Origin of the sequence: Vogesella oryzae, from assembly GCF_902829295.1 — a bacterium.
GTDB lineage: Bacteria > Pseudomonadota > Gammaproteobacteria > Burkholderiales > Chromobacteriaceae > Vogesella > Vogesella oryzae.
This window is the reverse complement of sequence record NZ_CADEPL010000002.1, coordinates 132,116-151,369: the sequence shown is the minus strand read 5'-3', so window position 1 is coordinate 151,369 and position 19,254 is coordinate 132,116. Positions and strand designations below refer to the sequence as shown.

17 protein-coding genes are annotated in these 19,254 nt (G+C 64.1%); 10 read left to right on the top strand and 7 right to left on the bottom strand.

All coding sequences use genetic code 11. The features are described from left to right. The first annotated feature begins 72 nt into the window (after positions 1-72). The 6 genes from HU218_RS01280 to HU218_RS01255 all read left to right on the top strand — a co-directional run bounded on the left by HU218_RS01280 (position 73) and on the right by HU218_RS01255 (position 8,208). Positions 73-822 (top strand): endonuclease/exonuclease/phosphatase family protein, encoded by a 750-nt coding sequence (locus HU218_RS01280; protein ID WP_174873100.1) that lies wholly within the window; start codon positions 73-75, stop codon positions 820-822. A 345-nt stretch (positions 823-1,167) separates the two neighbouring features. Continuing rightward, a complete protein-coding gene (locus tag HU218_RS01275; protein ID WP_174873099.1) occupies positions 1,168-2,637 on the top strand; it encodes an amino acid permease in 1,470 nt (489 codons plus the stop codon). A 187-nt stretch (positions 2,638-2,824) separates the two neighbouring features. Next, positions 2,825-3,292 (top strand): FecR family protein, encoded by a 468-nt coding sequence (locus tag HU218_RS01270; RefSeq protein WP_217450671.1) that lies wholly within the window; start codon positions 2,825-2,827, stop codon positions 3,290-3,292. Positions 3,293-3,295: 3 nt separating this feature from the next. After that, complete coding sequence (locus HU218_RS01265; protein WP_174873097.1) at positions 3,296-3,886, top strand: OmpA family protein; 591 nt, start codon at positions 3,296-3,298, stop codon at positions 3,884-3,886. A gap of 55 nt (positions 3,887-3,941) precedes the next feature. Next, positions 3,942-7,067: a CHASE2 domain-containing protein gene (locus HU218_RS01260; RefSeq protein WP_174873096.1), complete on the top strand. Its 3,126-nt coding sequence runs from the start codon at positions 3,942-3,944 to the stop codon at positions 7,065-7,067. A gap of 250 nt (positions 7,068-7,317) precedes the next feature. Beyond that, complete coding sequence (locus HU218_RS01255) at positions 7,318-8,208, top strand: transporter substrate-binding domain-containing protein (protein WP_174873095.1); 891 nt, start codon at positions 7,318-7,320, stop codon at positions 8,206-8,208. A 61-nt stretch (positions 8,209-8,269) separates the two neighbouring features. Here the strand turns inward: HU218_RS01255 and HU218_RS01250 are convergent, their stop codons facing one another. The 5 genes from HU218_RS01250 to HU218_RS01230 are packed head-to-tail and all read right to left on the bottom strand — an operon-like array spanning position 8,270 to position 12,675. Beyond that, on the bottom strand, positions 8,270-9,016 hold the full coding sequence (locus tag HU218_RS01250; protein WP_174873094.1) for a proteasome-type protease: 747 nt from the start codon (positions 9,014-9,016) through the stop codon (positions 8,270-8,272). Next, positions 9,013-9,807 (bottom strand): transglutaminase family protein, encoded by a 795-nt coding sequence (locus HU218_RS01245; RefSeq protein WP_174873093.1) that lies wholly within the window; start codon positions 9,805-9,807, stop codon positions 9,013-9,015. Before HU218_RS01245 ends, HU218_RS01250 begins: the two co-directional genes overlap by 4 nt. Beyond that, on the bottom strand, positions 9,798-10,325 hold the full coding sequence (locus tag HU218_RS01240) for an arsinothricin resistance N-acetyltransferase ArsN1 family B (RefSeq protein ID WP_174873092.1): 528 nt from the start codon (positions 10,323-10,325) through the stop codon (positions 9,798-9,800). Before HU218_RS01240 ends, HU218_RS01245 begins: the two co-directional genes overlap by 10 nt. Then, complete coding sequence (locus HU218_RS01235; protein ID WP_246210688.1) at positions 10,322-11,248, bottom strand: alpha-E domain-containing protein; 927 nt, start codon at positions 11,246-11,248, stop codon at positions 10,322-10,324. Before HU218_RS01235 ends, HU218_RS01240 begins: the two co-directional genes overlap by 4 nt. Then, a complete protein-coding gene (locus HU218_RS01230; RefSeq protein WP_174873091.1) occupies positions 11,248-12,675 on the bottom strand; it encodes a circularly permuted type 2 ATP-grasp protein in 1,428 nt (475 codons plus the stop codon). Before HU218_RS01230 ends, HU218_RS01235 begins: the two co-directional genes overlap by 1 nt. A 252-nt stretch (positions 12,676-12,927) precedes the next feature. Between HU218_RS01230 and HU218_RS01225 the strand changes: the two genes are divergently transcribed. Next, positions 12,928-14,535 carry a sensor domain-containing diguanylate cyclase gene (locus tag HU218_RS01225; protein WP_174873090.1) on the top strand — a complete coding sequence of 536 codons (1,608 nt, stop codon included), beginning with the start codon at positions 12,928-12,930 and terminating at the stop codon, positions 14,533-14,535. 163 nt (positions 14,536-14,698) lie between these two features. On the opposite strand, the gene HU218_RS01220 is transcribed toward HU218_RS01225, so the two are convergent. Beyond that, positions 14,699-15,301, bottom strand: a complete 603-nt coding sequence (locus HU218_RS01220; protein ID WP_174873089.1) for an FMN-dependent NADH-azoreductase — start codon at positions 15,299-15,301, stop codon at positions 14,699-14,701. Between the two features lie 123 nt (positions 15,302-15,424). On the opposite strand from HU218_RS01220, the gene HU218_RS01215 reads away from it, so the two are divergent. After that, a complete protein-coding gene (locus HU218_RS01215) occupies positions 15,425-16,363 on the top strand; it encodes a LysR substrate-binding domain-containing protein (RefSeq protein WP_174873088.1) in 939 nt (312 codons plus the stop codon). A 186-nt stretch (positions 16,364-16,549) separates the two neighbouring features. Continuing rightward, entirely contained in the window at positions 16,550-17,299 is a 750-nt protein-coding gene (locus HU218_RS01210) for an MgtC/SapB family protein (RefSeq protein ID WP_174873121.1), read from the top strand. A 142-nt stretch (positions 17,300-17,441) separates the two neighbouring features. Here the strand turns inward: HU218_RS01210 and HU218_RS01205 are convergent, their stop codons facing one another. Beyond that, positions 17,442-17,867, bottom strand: coding sequence for a carboxypeptidase-like regulatory domain-containing protein (locus tag HU218_RS01205; protein WP_174873087.1), 426 nt, complete (start codon positions 17,865-17,867; stop codon positions 17,442-17,444). 310 nt (positions 17,868-18,177) lie between these two features. On the opposite strand from HU218_RS01205, the gene HU218_RS01200 reads away from it, so the two are divergent. Further along, positions 18,178-18,939, top strand: coding sequence for a 2-keto-4-pentenoate hydratase (locus tag HU218_RS01200; RefSeq protein ID WP_174873086.1), 762 nt, complete (start codon positions 18,178-18,180; stop codon positions 18,937-18,939). Positions 18,940-19,254: the final 315 nt, after the last annotated feature.

Below are 19,254 nucleotides of genomic sequence, written 5' to 3'. Positions count from 1 at the left end.
CGCCAGGAACTGTTGCCACGCGTTCAGGCAAGCGCGGCTGCCGGCAAAACCCGCAGCACAAAATGGATGACCATGAAATCAATCTCGGTGGTGACCTACAACCTGCACAAAGGCATGTCGCCGTTGGGACGGCGCGCGCTGATGCCGGAAATTGCCGGCGCCCTGCAGGGGCTGGACCCGGACGTGCTGTTCCTGCAGGAGGTGCAGGGTCGCCATCTGGCACGCGAGCGGCAGCATCGGGGTTGGCCGCAGCACGATTTTCTGGCCGGCGCGTTGGCGCACCACGCCAGCTACGGCATGAACGCGCGTTACGATCATGGTCATCATGGCAACGCGGTGCTGTCTCGCTTCCCGATTGATGCTGCGGCCAACCACGATCTGACCGTCAACCGCCTGGAACAGCGAGGCCTGCTGCATACCCTGATCCAGCCACAAGGTTGGCCGCAGCCGGTAGCCTGCCTGTGCGGCCACTTCAATCTGCTGGCGCGCGACCGCCGCCGCCAGTATCAGGTGCTGCTGCGCTATATCCGCCAGCATATTCCGTCGGACATGCCGTTGATCCTGGCTGGCGACTTCAACGACTGGCAGCGTGAGGCAGACGAACACCTGAAGGCGGCCACCGGTCTCACCGAGGCCTTCGTCAGCCACACCGGCCGCCACGCGCGCAGCTTTCCGGCGCGGCTGCCGCTGTTGTCGCTGGATCGCATATACCTGCGCGGACTGGAGGTGGAGTCGGTGGCGGTATGTCACGGCCAACCATGGTCGCACTTGTCCGATCACCTGCCGTTGCTGGCGCGGGTGCGCTTGCGCAGCCGGCATTGATCGCCGCCAAACACGACGCCCGCCGCAGCAGATCCGGCGGGCGTCGTGTTTTCTGGCGGTTTGATCTGGCGCGTGCAGGTGCAATCCATGCGCTGCGCATGAAACCGATTCCGGGCGTCAAGGCGGGTTCCCTTGTAGCGAAAAGGGCTTTGGGAGGCAGGTGCTGCAAATTGCATAATTTCACCCGAAAAATGCCATTGGTTTTGCCTTTGGGCTGAAAAACCGGCCGGAAACGGCAGGCTGTAACTCCTTGTCGCTTTTTCGTATCGACAATTCTGGCGGATGTCGCCAAGGTGTCGCACCCCCGCAAGCGGGGAGAAAGCGCACACACATGGAGAAAAATAAATGAACACCTCTTACGGTGAAAACGGGCTGCGGCGCGAACTGAAAGCCCGCCACCTGTCGATGATCGCCATTGGCGGCTCCATCGGCACGGGTCTGTTCCTGGCCTCCGGCGCCACTGTCGCCACCGCCGGCCCCGGCACGGCGCTGCTGGCCTACGGCATCATCGGCCTGATGGTGTACTTCCTGATGACCAGCCTGGGCGAAATGGCCGCCTACCTGCCGGTATCCGGCTCGTTCCAGGTCTACGGCTCGCGGTTTGTCGATCCGGCGTTCGGCTTTGCGCTGGGCTGGAACTACTGGTTCAGCTGGGCGGTTACCGTGGCGGTAGAGTTGGCCGCCGCGGCGATCATCATGGGTTACTGGTTCCCGGGCGTGCCGGGCCTGGTATGGAGCGCGGCGTTTCTCGGCGTGGTGTTCCTGTTCAATTACATCTCGGTGAAAGGCTTTGGCGAGTCGGAATACTGGTTCTCGCTGCTCAAGGTCATCACCATCATCGCCTTTATCGTCACCGGCACGCTGATGATTTTCGGCATCATGCACGGCGATCGCCCGGCGGCGTTCGAGCCGGGGCTGGCGGTGTTCGAGACCGGCGATGCGCCGTTTGTCGGCGGCCTGCCGGCCTTCATCTCCGCCGCCATGGTGGTGGGTTTCTCGTTCATGGGCACCGAGCTGATCGGCGTGGCCGCCGGCGAATCCGCCGACCCGGCCAAAACCATTCCGCGCGCGGTGAAGCAGGTGTTCTGGCGCATCCTGATGTTCTACGTGCTGGCGATCCTGATCATCGGCCTGATCCTGCCGTACAACGACCCGTCGCTGCTGAAGACCGGCATGGAAGACGTCGGCGCCAGCCCGTTCACGCTGGTGTTCAAGCGCGCCGGCTTCGCGCTGGCCGCCGGCATGATGAACACGGTGATCCTGACCGCCATCCTGTCGGCCGGTAACTCCGGGCTGTATGCCTCCACCCGCATGCTGCACAACATGGCGCTGCATGGCATGGCGCCGCGCTGGCTGGGCAAGCTGTCGGCGGGTGGCGTGCCGCGCCGCGCGCTGATCGCCACCACGGTGGTGGCCTCGCTGTGCTTCCTGACCTCGCTGGTGGACGAAAAGGGCGTCTACCTGTGGCTGCTCAACGCTTCCGGCATGACCGGCTTCATCGCCTGGCTGGGAATCGCGGTGTGCCACATCCGTTTCCGCCGCGCCTATCTGCATCAGGGTGGCGAGCTGCACGAGCTGCCGTATCGCGCGCGCTGGTTCCCGCTGGGACCGTTGCTGGCCTTTGGCATCTGCATGGTGGTGATGCTGGGGCAGAACTACGGGGCCTTTGGCGGTGAGCACGTCGACTGGATGGGGCTGACGGCTACCTATATTGGCATCCCGCTGTTCCTGGTGTTCTGGCTGGGCTACAAGTGGCGTCACCGCACCCGTGTCGTGGCATTGCACGAAGTCGATCTGGTGACCGGCCGGGTATAAACCGGTATCCGCTAGCAGTGCTATGCGGCCAACCTTGCGGGGTTGGCCGTTTTTATTTCATGCAATGCCATGTCATTTAAAAGGTGAATTATCAAGCTGGTGACATAGACTGATGGAAGGATGGCGGGCGCCAGCAACCCGCCTGCCGACGTAGTTTCCGGGGTGTTCTGGCGGCGAGGAGACAATGATGCGAATCAGACCGGGTAGCTGGGCGCGCACTTGCCTGTGCGGACTGGCGCTGCTGCTATGCCAGCAGGCACTGGCCGATATTGCGGGTATCGGCACCATCAAGACGATTACCGGCGAGGTACAGGTACAACGTGGCGCGGCCACGCTGACGCCGGTTCCCGGCTTCGAGCTGCAGGAACAGGACGTGGTGCGGACCGGTGCTGCCAGCACGGTGGGCATCGTGATGCGCGACAAGACCATCCTGTCGGCCGGTGCTTCGTCCGAGCTGCGGCTGGACAAGTTCAATTTCGATAACAAGACCCAGACCGGCGCCATGCAGACCACGCTGCGCAAGGGGCGGCTGTCGGCGATCTCCGGCGCCATCGTCAAGCATTCGCCGGAAGCGGTGCAGTTCAAGACCTCCACCATGACGCTGGGCGTGCGCGGCACCGAGTTCATCATCGAAACCGAAGGCGGGGGGAGCTAGGTCATGGAAGCAGCCATCTTTGCCATTGCCGTCGGTCTGGCGGCCCTGCTGTACCAGCCGGCGCCGGATAAGGTCGTGTTGCTGCCTGGGCCGGACGGGGCGGTAGGGCGGGTAATCGTCACCACGCCGAAAGGCGAGCAGGAAATCTCGCACGCCTATGAAACCGCCGCGGTGCAGCAGAACGGCCGCGTGGAAACCGGCAGCGCCAGTGCCGAAAGCGTGGCTGAACGCTACGGTGCGCTGCTGCAGGCCCGTCCGGCACGCCCCGCCAGCTACCTGCTGTACTTTGTCAGCGGCAGCGACGAGCTGACGCCGGAATCGCAAACCGCGCTGGCGGCGCTGAAGCAGGATGTCGCCACCCGGCCGGTGCCGGAAATCCTGGTGATCGGCCACACCGACCGGGTCGGCGCCGCCGAAGCCAACGAAGCGTTATCGCTGCAGCGGGCGCAGATGGTGGCCGATTTGCTGCGCCAGCTGGGAGTGCAGCCCAAGTCGCTGGATGTCACCGGCCGCGGCGAGCGCGATCCGCTGGTGCCGTCTGCCGATGGCGTGGACGAGCCGCGCAACCGGCGCGTCGAGGTGTCGGTACGCTAAGCCGGCCCTGTGCGCCGGCTGCCTGATTAACCCCCCATCTGCCGGGTGACACGGTTTGGCGATCCAATTTCCGGGCATCGAACAATCACAGAACTGGCTGCGGCGCTGGCTGGTCGGCTCGCGCGGCCAACCTGTCGCCGCCTTGCTGCTGGTGGCGGTGTTGTTGCTGCAACTCGGTTCCGAGCTGCCGCTGTCCTGGCAACAACGCCTGCCGGCACCGGTACTGCAGACCGTGCAGCTGCTGGCTTCTCCCTTGTCGGCCGCGCGCGGCTGGCTGTTTGACAGCTACCAGCTGCTGTCGCCACGGCAGCCGCGCAGCCAGCCGGTCACCATCGTCGCCATCGACGAGAAAAGCCTGAAGCAGCTGGGGCAATGGCCGTGGCCGCGCGACAGGTTGGCCGCACTGGTGCGCAGTATCAATGCCGGCCAGCCGGCCGCGATCGGGCTGGATATCTACATGCCAGAGGCGGACCAGAGCTCACCGGCACAGTTGGCCGCACGGCTTCCGGCCGCGCAGCAGGCACTGGGCAAGGCGCTGCGCGCCTTGCCCGACAACGACCAGCTGCTGGCTGAGGCGCTGCGCCAGGCGCCGGCGGTGCTGGGCGCGGCCGGTTTCGATTACCGCGCCTATACCACCCGCGAAGGGCTGCATAGCGTGCCCTTGCTGGTGCAGGGTAACGACCCGCTGCCGTATGTCCGCAACTATCCGCACGTACTGGCCAGCCTGCCTGTGCTGCAGGCTGCCGGCCAGGGGCAGGCGTTGCTGAGCATGGAGGCGCATAACGGCAGCGTGCGCCGGCTGGCGCTGCTGGCCGGTGTCAGCGGGCAGCTGGTGCCGTCGATGGCGCTGGAGATGTTCCGCGTCGGCAGCGGCGCCTCCCGTATCGGCGTGCAGAGCGGGCCGCATGGCATCCGCGCGTTACAGGTGGCCGATCTCACCATCCCCACGCTGGGTAACGGCGAAATCTATCTACACTACGCGCCGCTGGCGGCCGGCATGCAGCGCTACGTCTCGGCGGTAGATGTGCTGAACGGACAGGTGGATGCGGCGATGCTGCGCGGCAAGCTGGTGCTGCTCGGCTTGACCGGCTCCGGCCTCAACGACATGCACTACACCGCGTTGCAGGAGCTGGTGCCCGGCACCGAAATCCAGGCGCAGTTGATGGAAGCGCTGTTTGATGGCGACTTCCTGCAGCGGCCGTGGTGGTTCATCTGGGGCGAGGTGGCGCTGGCGTGGCTGCTGGGTGGTCTGCTGTTGTGGCAGATGCCGCGCGAGGACCGGGCGCTGGTGCGGCAGCTCAAGCTGCGCCCGCAGCTGGCATTCGGGCTGGTATTGCTGCTGGCGCTGCTGTTGGCCGCAGCCGGGCTGGCGCTGTTCCACTTTGCCGGCCTGCTGTTCGATGCGGTCGGGGTCAGCATCGCCGTCGCACTGGTGATGATCACGCTGATCCTCAGCAATATGATCGCCAGCCTGGCCGACGCCCGCATGAAGCTGGCCAGCCTGGTGGAAAGCGGCATCGCCCAGGGCAAGCTGCACCAGCGGGCGGCGCTGCTGCGCACCACGCTGGAAGCCGGCTGCGAGATTACTTGCTGCGATGGTGCCGCGGTGCTGTTGAAGGACGCACACAACAACCTGCACTTTGCCCAGCACACCTATCCGGCCGCGTTGCCGGAGCAGGCGCTGCCACTGTCCGGCGATGCCGGTCGCACGGTGCCCGGCGAGGTGGTCAGTCGCGGGCAGTCGCTGTTTATCGACGATCTGGCCAGCGAGTCGGGCGCGCTGGCGGCCAATACCCGCGAGCTGCTGGCCACCGCCGGCATCCGCGCGCATGCCACGCTGGCGGTGCCGATGCGGCTCAGCGAGGGTGACATCATCGGCGTGATGCTGCTGTTCAATGCCCGCGACACCTACAGCAAGGCGCTGATCCCGTTTGACCGCAAGCTGCTGCCGTTCATGGAGGCGCTGGCGGCGCAGGCGGCGGTGGCGATCGAGAACCAGAACCTGGTCGAGGCACAGAAGAACCTGATGGATGCGATGATCAAGATCATCGCCGGTGCCATCGATACCAAGAGCCCCTACACCGGCGGCCACTGCGAGCGGGTGCCGGAGCTGGCCATCATGCTGGCGCAGGCGGCGTGCGAGCAAAATGAAGGGCCGCTGGCCGATTTCAACTTCCGCAACGACGACGAATGGCGCGAGTTCCACATCGGCGCCTGGCTGCACGACTGCGGCAAGGTGACCACGCCGGAATACGTGGTGGACAAGGCGACCAAGCTGGAAACCATCTACAACCGGCTGCACGAAATCCGCACCCGCTTTGAAGTGCTGCTGCGGGATGCCCGGCTGGAGCGCTGGCAGGCCATCTACCTGTACGGCGAGCAGCCCTCCGCTGCCGATGCGCGGCTGGCAGCGCGCGAGGCGCAGCTGCAGGACGACTTCGCCTTTATTGCCGAGTGCAATCAGGGGGGCGAATTCATGGCGCCGGAGCGGGTGGCGCGGCTGCAGCAGCTGGCGGAGCAGACCTGGGTGCGCCATTTCGACGACCGCCTGGGCTTGTCGGCAGAAGAGCAGCTGCGCTGCGCCAATGTGCCGCCGTCGCCTCTGCCTGCCGAGGAAAAGCTGCTGGCCGACAAGCCGCAGCACCTGTTCGAGCGCCTGCCCAGCAAGGCATTCGATGCCCATTACGGCTTCAAGCTCACCGTGCCGCAGTATCTGTATAACCAGGGCGAGGTCTACAACCTCTGCGTCAGCCGCGGCACGCTGACCGAAGAAGAACGCTTCAAGATCAACGAGCACATCATCCAGACCATCGTGATGCTGGAGCAGATGCCGCTGCCCAAGTACCTGAAGCGGGTGCCGGAATACGCCGGCACCCACCACGAAACCCTGATCGGTACCGGTTATCCGCGCCAGCTGGCCGGGGACGAGCTGTCGGTACCGGCGCGCATCATGGCCATCGCCGACATCTTCGAGGCGCTTACCGCCTCCGACCGGCCGTACAAGCCGGCCAAGACGCTGTCCGAGGCCATCCAGATCCTCAGCGGTTTCAAGCAGCGCCAGCACATCGACCCGGTGCTGTTCGACTTGTTTCTCACCTCCGGCGTGTACCTGCAGTATGCGCGGCGCTTCCTGCAGCCGGAGCAAATCGACGAAGTCGACATTGCCCGCTATCTGGGCTAGGTCCACGTTGGCCGTAGCCTCGCCGCCAGGCCGCGGCATTTGACCTGTGTCATGGAGATTGCCGCTATAACACCTAGAGTGAAGAAGCCTCGGCCGGGGTGTGCAACCCGGCAAGGCGGGCAGCAGGGAAAAACCGCAGGTGCCGGCAGGGAACAGGCATCCGGATGCCCGCCGCAGGCTTGCTGGTGATGCCGTGACTTGAGCGGCTTTTGGGCAGGGGGACAGTGTCAGACTCCGGAAAGGAAAGAACATGAAACCCCCGCTTGTTATCTCTGCCATGCTGCTTGCCGGCCTGGCGCTTGGCAGTGGCATCAGCCGTGCCGATACCCTGCAGAAAATCGCCGCCAGCAACCGCATGACCGTTTCCTACCGCGAGGCGGCGGTACCGTTCAGCTACGTGGTGGGTGGCGATCACATCATGGGTTTTGCCGTTGATCTGACCCAGGCGGTGATCGACGATGTGCGCAAACAGCTGGGGCGGCCGGACCTGCCGGTGGCCTATATCCCGGTGACCGGCCAGAACCGCATCCCGCTACTGGTGAACGGCAGCTATGACCTGGAATGCGGCTCCACCACCAATAATGTGGCGCGCAACAAGGAAGTGGCGTTCTCCATCAACTATTTCTATGCCGGCACCCGCGTGCTGGTGAACAAGGCGGCCAACATCCGCAGCTATGCCGATCTGGCCGGCAAAGCGGTCGCCACCACCGCCGGCAGCACCAACGAAAAAGTGATCCGCCAGTACAGCGAGCAGCACGCGCTGGGCATGCAATGGTTGCCGGCCAAGGACTATGCCGACTCGCTGGCCTTGCTGGAAAGCGGCCGCGCTGCCGCGGTGGCGCTGGACGACATCCTGCTGTACGGTCTGCGCGCCAATGCGGCCAACCCTGCGGCGCTGGAAGTGGTCGGCGACACGCTGCAGGTCGAGCCGTACGCCTGCATGCTGCGCAAGGATGATCCGGCCTTCAAGGCGCTGGTGGATGGCGCCATCGCCAAACTGATGCAGTCCGGCCGCTTTGCCCGCCTGTACCACTACTGGTTCGAGACAGCGATTCCGCCCAAGGGCACGGTGCTGGCAATGCCGATGAGCGACGCGCTGAAGGCCAATCTCAAGACCATGAGCGACAAGCCGGAGCGCTAGTTCCGGGGTGGGAGTGGAAGCAACGACAAAGGGGGCCAATGCCCCCTTTGTCGTTGCGGAGCTAGTCCTGGTCGCCGTCCTTGAACCATAGCGCGTCCGGCAGCTGGCCGAACACGCTGCGCAGCCCTTCGCCCCAGCCCTGCCGTAGCGCCAGAAAGTACGGGTCGTCCTCGGTGACGCGGTGGCGTGGCGCAAAGTCGAAGTTGTCACGCAGCTGCCACAACAAATCAATCGGCAGCCCCACCGACAGGTTGGAGCGGATGGTGGAATCGAACGAGATCAGCGTGCACTTGATCGCCTGCGCCAGCGGCGTGTCGTGGCGGATCACGCGGTCGATGATCGGTTTGCCGTACTTGGCCTCGCCGATCTGCAGGTACGGCGTGTCCGGCGTCGCCTCGATGAAGTTGCCCTGCGGGTAGACCTGGAACAGCCGCGGCGGCTCGCCCCTGATCTGGCCGCCGATCAGAAAGCTGCAGCCGTAGTCCACGCCTTGCGACTGGGTCTGGCCGTCGCCGTCGCGGGCGATGACCTCGCGCACGGTGTGGCCGACCAGCTCGGCGGCCTGGTACAGGCTGGTCACGGTATGCAGGTTGGCCGCATCGTGGGTCAGCCGGCTTTTCAGCAGGCTGACCACGCTTTGGGTGGTGGCCAGGTTACCGGCATTGAGCAGCACGATCTGCCGCTCGCCCGGCACCGCAATCACGTTCATTTTGCGGAAGGTGGCGACGTGATCCACCCCCGCATTGGTGCGCGAGTCCGACGCAAAGATCAGCCCGTCGTCCAGCACCATGCCGACACAGTAGGTCATTGCTGGTCTGCCTCCGTTACCCGTGCATGTGCCTGCAGCGCCTCGCTGCCGCCGCCGCGGCGCACGCCGCGTACCGGGCTAGCGTCGGTGTAGTCCAGCCCCACCGCCAGTTTCAGGTGATGGCGATCCGGCAGCATGCGGTTGCTGATGTCGAAGCCCAGCCAGCGGTCGCCGGCATAGACCTCGGCCCAGGCATGGCTGGCGACATGGGCGTCACGGTCGGTCAGCAGATAGCCGCTGACATAGCGCGCCGGCAGCCCCAGGCTGCGGCAGGCGGCGATGAACACGTGGCTGTGGTCCTGGCACACACCGGCACCGAGCGCGAACGCCTGCGCGGCGGTGGTTTCCGCCACCGTGGCGCCGCTGGTGTAGGGCATGGCATCGGCGATGGCCAGCATCAGTGCGCTGAGGCCAGTCTCGGGCTTGGCCGCAATGGCGGCGGCGTGGCTGGCGGCCAGCGCGCGGATGGCGTCGCTGGGCTCGGTCAGTGTGCTGCCGCGCAGGAATACCGCCGCCGGCAGCGCCTCGCTGTCGTCCTCCCTGTCGTCGCAGGTTTCCACTACGCCGTGGGCGCGCAGGCGGATTTCGCTGTGCGGGGTGTCCAGGGTGAGCACGTGCAGGATGTTGCCGTAGGCATCGGTGCTTTCGCTGGCGGCCACCGGCAGCTCCAGCTGCCAGGACAGGATGCGCTGGTGGCTGCTGTCCGGCGGCGTCAGGCGCAGATACTGGGTGCTGTGGCTGACAACGTCGTCGTAGCGGTAGACGGTTTCGTGGTCGATGGTCAGTTGCATGCTGCCTCCTGCGGAGTGTTTAACAGTAATTGCCAGTACACCATGTCCAGCCAGCGGCCGAACTTGCGGCCAACCTGCTGGTAGTGCGCCACCTTGCTGAAGTTGAATGCCTCGTGCAGCCGGTTGCTGGCGTCGTTGGGTTGCGCCACGCCGCTGATCACGGTGTGGATGTTCATGCTGCCCAGCCGCGCCAGCAGCTCGCGGTACAGCAGCTTGCCCAGTCCCTGGCCGACGGCTGCCTGGCGCAGGTAGATGCTGCTTTCTACCGCGTAGCGGTAGGCGCTGCGCTCGCGCCAGCGGGTGGCATAGGCGTAGCCGATCAGCTCGCCGTCCTCGGTTTCCGCCACCAGCCACGGCAGGCCCAGCACCTGCACCTTGGCGATGCGCTCCACCATGCTGGCGGCGCTGACCGGCTGCTCCTCGAACGACACGGTGGTGTACTCGATATACGGGTTGTAGATGGCGCAGATGGCGTCGGCATCGGCCGGGCTTGCCTCGCGGATGATCAGTTCGCTCATGCCGCCTCCAGATAGGCGCCGTGTACTGCATCGCCCAGCGCATGGATCTGGCTGAGGAATTGCGCCAGATAGCTGTGCAGTCCACCCGCGAGAATGTTGTCGATCTGGTCGTAGCTCAGCTCGGCGTGCAGGGTGGCGGCCAACCTTTTGGCGCGGTGGCCGGTGTCGCCCTGGATGCGCGGCAGCAGCTCGGCGATTTCGTCGACGCAGGCGCGCAGCGAGCGCGGCACGTCAGGGCGCAGGATCAGCAGCTCGGCCACGCGCCGCGCGCTGAGGGTGTCGCGGTACAGCTCGTGATAGGCCTCGAAGGCGCCCAGCGAGCGCAGCAGCGCACCCCACAGGTAGAAGTCGGCGGCGCTGTCGTCCAGCTCGTGGCCGATCAGGTGCGATTTCACGTCGATCAGCCGCGCGGTGTTGTCGGCGCGCTCCAGGAAGGTGCCAAGGCGAATGAAAGAAAACGCGTCGTTGCGCTGGATGGTGCCGTAGGTGGTGCCGCGAAACAGGTGCGAGCGCTCCTTCACCCAGTCGAAGAAGCCGGCCAGCGGGCGGCCTTCGCTGGCCATCTGCCGTGCCTCCAGCCAGCTGGCATTGATGCTTTCCCACATCTCGCCGGTGATCTTGCCGCGCACGGCGTGGGCGTTTTCGCGCGCGTATTTCAGGCAGCTGATGATGCTGGCCGGGTTGGCCGCATCGAAGGTCATGAAGTGCAGCACGTCGCTGGCGGCCAGCGCCGGATGGCGCGCGCGGCAGGCGTCCAGCGCGCCGGTAGTAGCCAGCGCGGCGGCAATGTCGGCGCCGCCGCGGGATTGCGGCAACAGCGACAGGCTGTGGGTGACATCCAGCAGGCGGGCCAGGTTTTCTGCCCGCTCCATGTAGCGGCTCATCCAGTACAACTGGGCCGCAGTGCGCGAAAGCATCATCATCAATCCTCCAGAATCCAGGTGTCCTTGGTGCCGCCGCCCTGCGACGAATTCACCACCAGCGAGCCCTCTTTCAGCGCCACGCGGGTCAGTCCGCCGGCCACCATGCTGATCTCGCGGCCGGACAGCACGAACGGGCGCAGGTCGATGTGGCGTGGCGCAATGCCGGCTTCGACGAAGGTGGGGCAGGACGACAGGCACAGCGTCGGTTGCGCGATGTAGTTGGCCGGGTCGGCGAGGATGCGCTGGCGGAAGTCCTCGATCTCGGCACTGCTGGCGGCCGGGCCGATCAGCATGCCGTAGCCGCCGGCGCCGTGGACTTCCTTCACCACCAGCTCGGCCAGGTTGGCCAGCACATGCTCCAGCTCCTTGGGGCGGCGGCACATCCAGGTCGGCACGTTCTGCAGCAGCGGCTCCTCGCTCAGGTAGAAGCGGATCATGTCCGGCACATAGGGGTAGATGGATTTGTCGTCGGCCACGCCGGTGCCTATGGCATTGGCCAGGATCACGCCGCCGCTGCGGTACACCGATAGCAACCCCGGCACGCCCAGCATGCTGTCGGCGCGGAAGGCCAGCGGGTCGAGGAAGGCGTCGTCGATGCGGCGGTAGATCACGTCCACCTGCTTGTGGCCGGCAGTGGTGCGCATGTACACGCGGTTGTGCTTCACGAACAGGTCCTGGCCTTCCACCAGCTCCACCCCCATCTGCTGCGCCAGGAAGGCGTGCTCGAAATAGGCGCTGTTGTGGTGGCCGGGGGTGAGCACCACCACGGTGGGGTTTTCCGCCAGGCTGGCGTGGCGCAGGGTGTTGAGCAGCAGGGTGGGGTAGTGCTGCACCGGTGCCACCGCGTGGCTGGCGAACAGCTCCGGGAACAGCCGCATCATCATCTTGCGGTTTTCCAGCATGTAGGACACGCCGGAGGGCACGCGCAGATTGTCTTCCAGCACGTAGAAGTTGCCGTCGTTGTGGCGGATCACGTCCACGCCGGTGATGTGCGCATAGATGCGGTGCGGCAGGTCCAGCCCCTGCATCGCCGGCTGGTACTGGCTGTTGGAAAACACCTGCTCGGCCGGGATGATGCCGGCCTGCACGATGTGTTGCTCGTGGTAGATGTCGTGCAGGAAGGCGTTCAGCGCGGTGACGCGCTGGCGCATGCCGGCTTCCAGCGTTTGCCAGTCGCTGGCGGGAATGATGCGCGGCACGCTGTCGAAGGGAATCAGCCGCTCGGCGCCGGAATCGTCGCCGTACACGGCGAAGGTGATGCCGACGCGGTGGAACATCAGGTCGGCTTCGGCGCGCTTGCGCGCCAGGGTCTGCGGCGACTGCGAGTGCAGCCAGTGAGCAAAGTCGCGGTAGTGCGGGCGGATACCACCGCTGGCGAGCAGCATTTCGTCGTAGTGGTGCGCTTCGGGCAAGGTCAGGGCATGCATGGCGCGTTCTCCTGCTGTTCATCGTCAGGAATGATTCAGCAAGGGCTGTGCCAGTGGCGGACAGGAAAAAACAATTCAAGTTATGCGGGTTTCGCCCCGAAATAAGGCATGGTTCAGCCCGTCTTTAACGCGGGCGTCATAGTGGTGCGGCATGCCCCCGTTTGGGGCTGCGGATTTGGCCGGTGAGACAGCTTGCCGCGTCAGTTTCCTTCAACGTATATTGATCAAATCCAATTATCGAAATGCCGGCCCATGCTTTCAGCGACCACCGATAGTTCATTACGCGATCAGACTGCGCGGCCAACCGGCTTGTACCAGCCGCTGCCGCTGTCGGCATTGCTGGATGCATCGGTGGGGGCGGCGCGCTGGCAGCTGTTGCTGGCGTGGCTGCTGTCCTTGGCGGCTTGCCTGTGGCTGGCGGTATACGAGCTGAATGCCGGCTGGTACGGCTTTCAGACCCATATCGGCGAGCTGTCCTTCACGCTCAGCATCTACCCGCCGTTGACCATCACCACGCTGTGGGTGCTGTGGTTCGGCTATGCCTGGGGTGCGCCGATGGCGTACCTGTCCACTTTCATCGTCGGCGTGATCTCCGGGCTGTCGCCCGGCTGGTGTGCGTTGTTTGCCTTTGCCAACCCGCTGGGATTGCTGGTGATGACGCTGGTGTACCAGCATGTGCAAGTGCGCTACACACCACGAACCCTGCCGACTTTGCTGTTCTTCATCACCATCTGCTTCATCTCCGGCGTGGCCAGCGCTACCGGTTCTTTCATCTGGAGCTACAGCAACAAACTGTCGGCGCTGGGGGCGTTCCAGGCCTGGCAGGGCTGGTGGACCGGCAACTTTCTGCAGACCGTGGTTAGCTGTGGCCCCTTGTTGCTGCTGTTTTCCGCGCCGGTGCAGCGCTGGCGCCAGCGGCGTTGGCCGCAGCGTGGCGATGCGCGGCCGCTGGAACGGCGCTGGGCCTTGCTGGTGGCGCTGTCGTCGCTGGCGGGGGTGCTTGCCTTCTTGTGGCTGTCGTTTGTGCTGGCGGATCGCAGCGTGTTGACGCTGGGCGGGGATAGCTCCGGAGCCTGGCAGATGCGGGCGATGCTGTACCGCGATTCGGCCATGTCGGTGTATTGGGTGCTGTCGGTGCTGCTGTTCGCGCTGGTGTTCCTCGGCTACCGCTTTTTTACCCTGCGTACCAAGCAGTTGCGCCAGGCGGCAGAGCGGGTGGTGTTCGAGCGCGATCTGGCCTTGCGCCGCCAGGGCGAGGCCGAGGTGGCGCGCAATGCGCTGCACCAGCTGAATCTGGAGTTGGCCGCCCGGATGAGCGAAGTCGAGCAGCTGCAAGCCCAGCTGCGCGAACAGGCTACCCGCGATCCGCTGACCGGGCTGTATAACCGCCGCTATCTGCACCAGCGGCTGCCGCAGCTGTTGCAGCGCGCTCAGCGCAACGGACAGGCGTTGAGCCTGGTGCTGATCGATCTGGATTTCTTCAAGGCGGTCAATGACCAGCACGGCCATGCCTGTGGCGATGCGGTGCTCAAGCTGTTTTCCGGCCTGTTTGCCGGCTTGCTGCGGCCGGAGGATATCGTGGCGCGCTATGGCGGCGAGGAGTTTTGCCTGGTGCTGCCGCAGCGCACGGCGGAAGAGGTGGATGTCCTGCTGCGCGCGCTGCAGGCGAGCTACACCGGCAGTTGTCTGGCGTTTGGCGGTAGCGAGCTGCGCGGGCTGACTTTTTCTGCCGGCATTACCATGGTGCAAGGCGGGCAGGAGAGCGAGGACACCTTGCTGCAGCAGGCGGATACAGCGCTGTACAGTGCCAAGGCTGCGGGCCGCAATTGCTGGCGCGAGTATCAGCCGCTGATGGCCTGAGTCGCGCCGCAAGGCATGGCATCAACCCGCTGCAATCGCCGCGGGTTTTGTTTTTTCTGCGCTACAAGGTTGGCCGCAGCCACAAAAATGCCCCGCACGGGCGGGGCACAAACAGACAGAGAAGAGACGGGGCGGCAGAAGAAACTCTGCCGCGGCAATCACATCAGGCGGCGGCGATGGCGGCCTTGGCGGCAGCCAGTGCGGCTTCGCGGGCGTCACCACCCATGGCCACGCCTTCGGCGCGGATGAACTGCACATCGCTGATGCCGAGGAAGCCCAGTACGGTCTTCAGGTAGTCTTCCTGGAAGTCCATCTGCTGGCCCTGCTCGTTGCTGTATACGCCGCCACGGGACGACACCACATACACTTTCTTGCCGCCGGCCAGGCCGACCGGGCCATTCTCGGTGTACTTGAAGGTGCGGCCGGCTACTGCCACGCGGTCGATCCACGCCTTCAGCTGCGACGGGATGGAGAAGTTGTACATCGGGGCGCCGATGATCAGGATTTCGGCGGCCAGGAATTCGCCGATCAGCTGTTCGCTGCGGGCGGCTTCGGTGCGTTGCAGCTCGCTCCAGTCGGCCTGTTCGGTAAAGGCGGCGCCGAGGATTTCGCCGGACAGATGCGGAATTTCCTGCTGTGCCAGATCGTAGCGGATCACTTCGGTCTTGCCGTGTTTGCTTTGCAGGGCGTCGACCAGGGCCTGGGTCAGACCACGGGATACCGAGTTGGCGGCGAGGATGCTGGAATCAATGTGCAGGATTTTCATGGTGCGGCTCCGTTGGGGGTGATGTGCCGCGCACTGCGGCGATGGGTGTACTGTAAATCCGCTACCAATTCGCCACTAGACGGCTAAAATCGGATTCATTGTTCTACTGGTGGGATAATCTTCATGCAGGACCTCAACGATTTGCTGTTCTTTGCCAAAGTGGTGGAGCACGGTGGCTTCAATGCCGCCAGCCGCCAGCTGGGCATCCCCAAGTCGCGGTTATCGCGGCGGGTGGCGGAACTGGAAGCGCGTATCGGCGTGCGGCTGTTACAGCGCACCACGCGGCGGCTGGCGCTGACCGAGGTGGGCGCGCAGTACTACCAGCATTGCCAGGCGATGCTGGCCGAGGCCGAGGCGGCGGCAGAAACCATCGCCCGCCACACCGCCGAGCCGCGCGGGCTGGTGCGGGTCAGCTGTCCGGAGCTGCTGGCCAAGTCGCTGCTCTCCAGTGTGCTGCCGGAATTCATGGCGCGATTCCCGCAGGTGCGCATCGTGCTGGAAGTAACCGGCCGGCGCGTCGATCTGATCAACGATGGCATCGACGTGGCGCTGCGGGTGCGGCAGAAGCTGGACGACAGCGCCAGCGTAGTGGCGCGGCCGCTATCGCAAAGCGAAAGCGCGCTGGTGGCCAGCCCGGCGCTGGTGGCGCAGCTGGGCGCGCCGCAACAGCCGGGGGCGCTCACCAGTTGGCCGGCACTGGTGATGAGCCGCCCGGATGGCCGTGCCGAGTGGCCGCTGCTGGATGAGGTAGGGCAGCTGTACAAGGTGGATATTCCGGAACCGCGGCTGATGACCGACGACTTGCTGGTGCTGCGCGAGGCGGCGATTGCCGGCAGCGGGGTGGCATTGCTGCCGTTGATGGTATGCCACGACGCGTTGGCCGATGGCCGGCTGCTGCGATTGTTGCCCGGCTACAGTACGCCGGACGGCATCCTGCACCTGGCCTTTACCGGCCGGCGTCACCTGATACCCGCGGTACGTGCCTTTATCGACTATCTGGTCGATGTGGTGCCGTCACGGCTGGCCAGCAGCATGGTGCAGGTGACGGCCTGTCCGCAGTAGCCGGTTGGCTGTCTCTTGGCGGATGTCCGGGTTGGGCGATTGTCTGTAGTGGGCTGGCATTCTTGCCCTATCATGAATATGACAATTCTTGATTGAGCCTTTTACAAATCGGGTGTGGGGCGGGTGGCGGCAAAGTTGGCCGCATCAGTACATCGCAGCCATGCCGGCATTCAATTGGTGTTCGTGATGAACATGGTGTCTTTACAGAATCTTGCGGATTACTGGTCGCTGCAAATGGTGACCACCAATCTGATTGTGTTTCTGAATCTGCTGGGCGCGTTGTTGCTTGGCATGATCGTCGGCTACGAGCGTACCTATCACGGCCGGGCGGCGGGGATGCGTACCTATGGCCTGGTGTGCATGGCGGCCGCAGCCTTGACCTCGATTGCCGGCTTTCCGGAGCTGTGGTTCGGCGGTCACGCGCCCAATGTTGCCACGGCAGATCCGACCCGCGTCATCCAGGGCATTGTCACCGGCATCGGCTTTCTCGGCGCCGGCATGATCATGAAGGATGGACTCAACATCAGCGGGCTGACTACCGCCGCCTCGATCTGGGCATCGTCAGCCATCGGTGTGCTGGTCGGGGTCGGTTTTTATGCTTCAGCCATGCTGCTGACCGGTTTGTCGGTGGTGTGCATGATGTGGATGTCGCGCCTGGAGCAGTGGCTGCCAACGCACCAGGCGGTGTCGATCGGTATCGCGTTCCGCAGCAACTATATCCCGCGGCGGGAAGCGCTCGAAGAAACCATGCGCGAGCTGGGCTATGGCATTGCCTGGGGCTCGCTGACCATCAAATGCGAAGAAGACTGCACGGAGTGGCACTTTGTCGCCGTGGCGCATGGCAAGGATAGTTGTCGTCCCTTGCCGGATATTTCCCGGGCACTGACCGGCCATCAGGCGGTGGAGCGGTTCTCCTTGTCCTATGCGCGCAACTGAAAGTGCGTGTTCTATGGCTGAAGTGGCCGATGGCCGGCCCGCGGTATGGCGATTATTGGCTGGTAGCTGATAGCCCCGATGTCCGCCGCCTTCCCTGATAAGGCCTGATCAGGCAAACGGCGAAACAAGAGGGGAAGGTCGCTTACTCGGCAAAGTAAAACACCTGTGGCGGTTGCTGGTATGCCCCGACGGATACCTTCCGGCTTTGCTGTTGCCCTTCAAACATCGCCGTCACTTTGTAGTTGCCGGCGGGCAGGCGGGCATAGAGGAAGGGGCCATTGGCCACGGTGTCCAGCACGCTGTTTTGCTTGCTATCCGTAATCATTACCCGGACATCTGCCAGGTATTCGCCGCTTTTCGGGCGGGCGAAGGTCAGCCGCAGGTTGTAGCCGCTTTGCACGGCGCTCATGGCCTGTTGTTGCTCATGGCCGATGCCGCCGGCGATGAAGCGGACGCCGGCAGCCGTCGTCTGCGAGCGGGGCAGGTCCGGCATGCTTTCCTGGGCAAACGCGGGCAGGGAAAGTACGCCCACGATAAGAGCGGACAAGATTCTTTGGGCAGGTTTCATGGTGATCTCCTTTGTGCGGACGGGGTCCGTATTCACATCGGTGATGCGTCTCCTAGCTATCGAAGCATAGTTCATGTTTTATGCAAGCGTTTGCGCTGCTGTTGTCGCCAGTAGCCGGCAAGACTGTGCCGGTCGCCGCTGGATGGCCGGTATTTGCTTGTTTTCGCGCCGGAGATGACTTGTGCTGGCTGGCTAAGGATGAAGGCTGTGCGGGGTGGTGTTTGTCGTAGTGGACAGTTGCGGCCAACCTTGCCAAACCCGGGATCGGGCGGTACAACAGCCGTCTTCTTGCTCTTGCTCCGGAAACATCATGCACGCCGACGCCATTCGTTCTGCCGCCATTACCCTTGCTGCCCGTCGCCTGAGTGGCGAGTGCGGCCCATTGCTGCAAGCCGATGCCGCGCCGCAGACTCTGGACGATGCGCTGGCGATTCAGCAGGCGGTGAGTGATCTGCTTGGCAATAGCGTGGGTGGCTGGAAGTGCGGCTTGCCGGATACTGGCAAGCTGGTGCTGGCACCGATCTACAGCAGCACGGTGGCGGAGGTGTCGCCCTGTCCGGCGTGGGTTCGTCATGGTGTGGTGCGCACCGAACCGGAGCTTGCCTTCGTGTTTGCCGAGGGATTGCCGGCGCGCGGCCAACCTTATCGCCGCGACGAGGTGCTGGCGGCCATCAGTGCTGTGCGCCTGGCGCTGGAATTGATCGACAGTCGTTACCATGCCGATCCCAAACCGTCGTTTCTGCAATCGCTGGCCGATGGACTGGTGAACCAGGGGCTGTGGCTGGGGCCGGTGGTGGACAAGGCGCAGGCGTTGGCAGCGGACAAGCTGGCCATCCGCGTGCAGCAGGGCGGGCGTGATGAAATGCTGGCCGGGGTGCATCCGGCGGGTGATCCATTGGCGCCGCTGCTGTGGCTGGTGGAGTTTCTGCGCCAGCGTGGCGAGGGTCTGTTGCCGGGGCAGGTAGTGATCACCGGCTCCTACGCTGGTGTGGTCGAGCTGCAGCCGGGTTCACCGGCGATGCTGCAATTTGGCGAACTGGGCACGCTGGAGGTGAGTTTTTCCGCCCGTTGAGTCGTTTCTGGCGATGCCGGTTGCTGGCTCGGTCGCCAGGTTGGCCGCAGTGCCGGCACTTATTCTGTATACAGTATTTAAATAGCAGAAAATTCTATAAGCCAGATGCTTTACCTTTGGCTGTTATATGGATACTATTTGTCCATTGCAGCGATTGACATAAACGAACAAATACTGTTCAATTGTGATCAATTACTTGATTTAACGCCGATTTGATACAGCTTGCGGGCGTAAAACAGCTAAAGCGTGGGGATTGTCACTAGTGATGATCTACAGCATTTTCGAATTCGAAGATTCCATGCCTTAAAGCCCGCC

Bases quoted from the DNA above. Each gene is read 5' to 3' on its own strand.
- HU218_RS01270 (WP_217450671.1), top strand. From the start codon at position 2,825: ATGCGAATCAGACCGGGTAGCTGGGCGCGCACTTGCCTGTGCGGACTG.
- HU218_RS01225 (WP_174873090.1), top strand. From the start codon at position 12,928: ATGCTTTCAGCGACCACCGATAGTTCATTACGCGATCAGACTGCGCGG.
- HU218_RS01250 (WP_174873094.1), bottom strand. From the start codon at position 9,016: ATGACCTACTGTGTCGGCATGGTGCTGGACGACGGGCTGATCTTTGCG.
- HU218_RS01220 (WP_174873089.1), bottom strand. From the start codon at position 15,301: ATGAAAATCCTGCACATTGATTCCAGCATCCTCGCCGCCAACTCGGTA.
- HU218_RS01255 (WP_174873095.1), top strand. From the start codon at position 7,318: ATGAAACCCCCGCTTGTTATCTCTGCCATGCTGCTTGCCGGCCTGGCG.
- HU218_RS01215 (WP_174873088.1), top strand. From the start codon at position 15,425: ATGCAGGACCTCAACGATTTGCTGTTCTTTGCCAAAGTGGTGGAGCAC.
- HU218_RS01240 (WP_174873092.1), bottom strand. From the start codon at position 10,325: ATGAGCGAACTGATCATCCGCGAGGCAAGCCCGGCCGATGCCGACGCC.
- HU218_RS01265 (WP_174873097.1), top strand. From the start codon at position 3,296: ATGGAAGCAGCCATCTTTGCCATTGCCGTCGGTCTGGCGGCCCTGCTG.
- HU218_RS01210 (WP_174873121.1), top strand. From the start codon at position 16,550: ATGAACATGGTGTCTTTACAGAATCTTGCGGATTACTGGTCGCTGCAA.
- HU218_RS01275 (WP_174873099.1), top strand. From the start codon at position 1,168: ATGAACACCTCTTACGGTGAAAACGGGCTGCGGCGCGAACTGAAAGCC.
- HU218_RS01235 (WP_246210688.1), bottom strand. From the start codon at position 11,248: ATGATGATGCTTTCGCGCACTGCGGCCCAGTTGTACTGGATGAGCCGC.
- HU218_RS01205 (WP_174873087.1), bottom strand. From the start codon at position 17,867: ATGAAACCTGCCCAAAGAATCTTGTCCGCTCTTATCGTGGGCGTACTT.
- HU218_RS01280 (WP_174873100.1), top strand. From the start codon at position 73: ATGAAATCAATCTCGGTGGTGACCTACAACCTGCACAAAGGCATGTCG.
- HU218_RS01245 (WP_174873093.1), bottom strand. From the start codon at position 9,807: ATGCAACTGACCATCGACCACGAAACCGTCTACCGCTACGACGACGTT.
- HU218_RS01230 (WP_174873091.1), bottom strand. From the start codon at position 12,675: ATGCATGCCCTGACCTTGCCCGAAGCGCACCACTACGACGAAATGCTG.
- HU218_RS01200 (WP_174873086.1), top strand. From the start codon at position 18,178: ATGCACGCCGACGCCATTCGTTCTGCCGCCATTACCCTTGCTGCCCGT.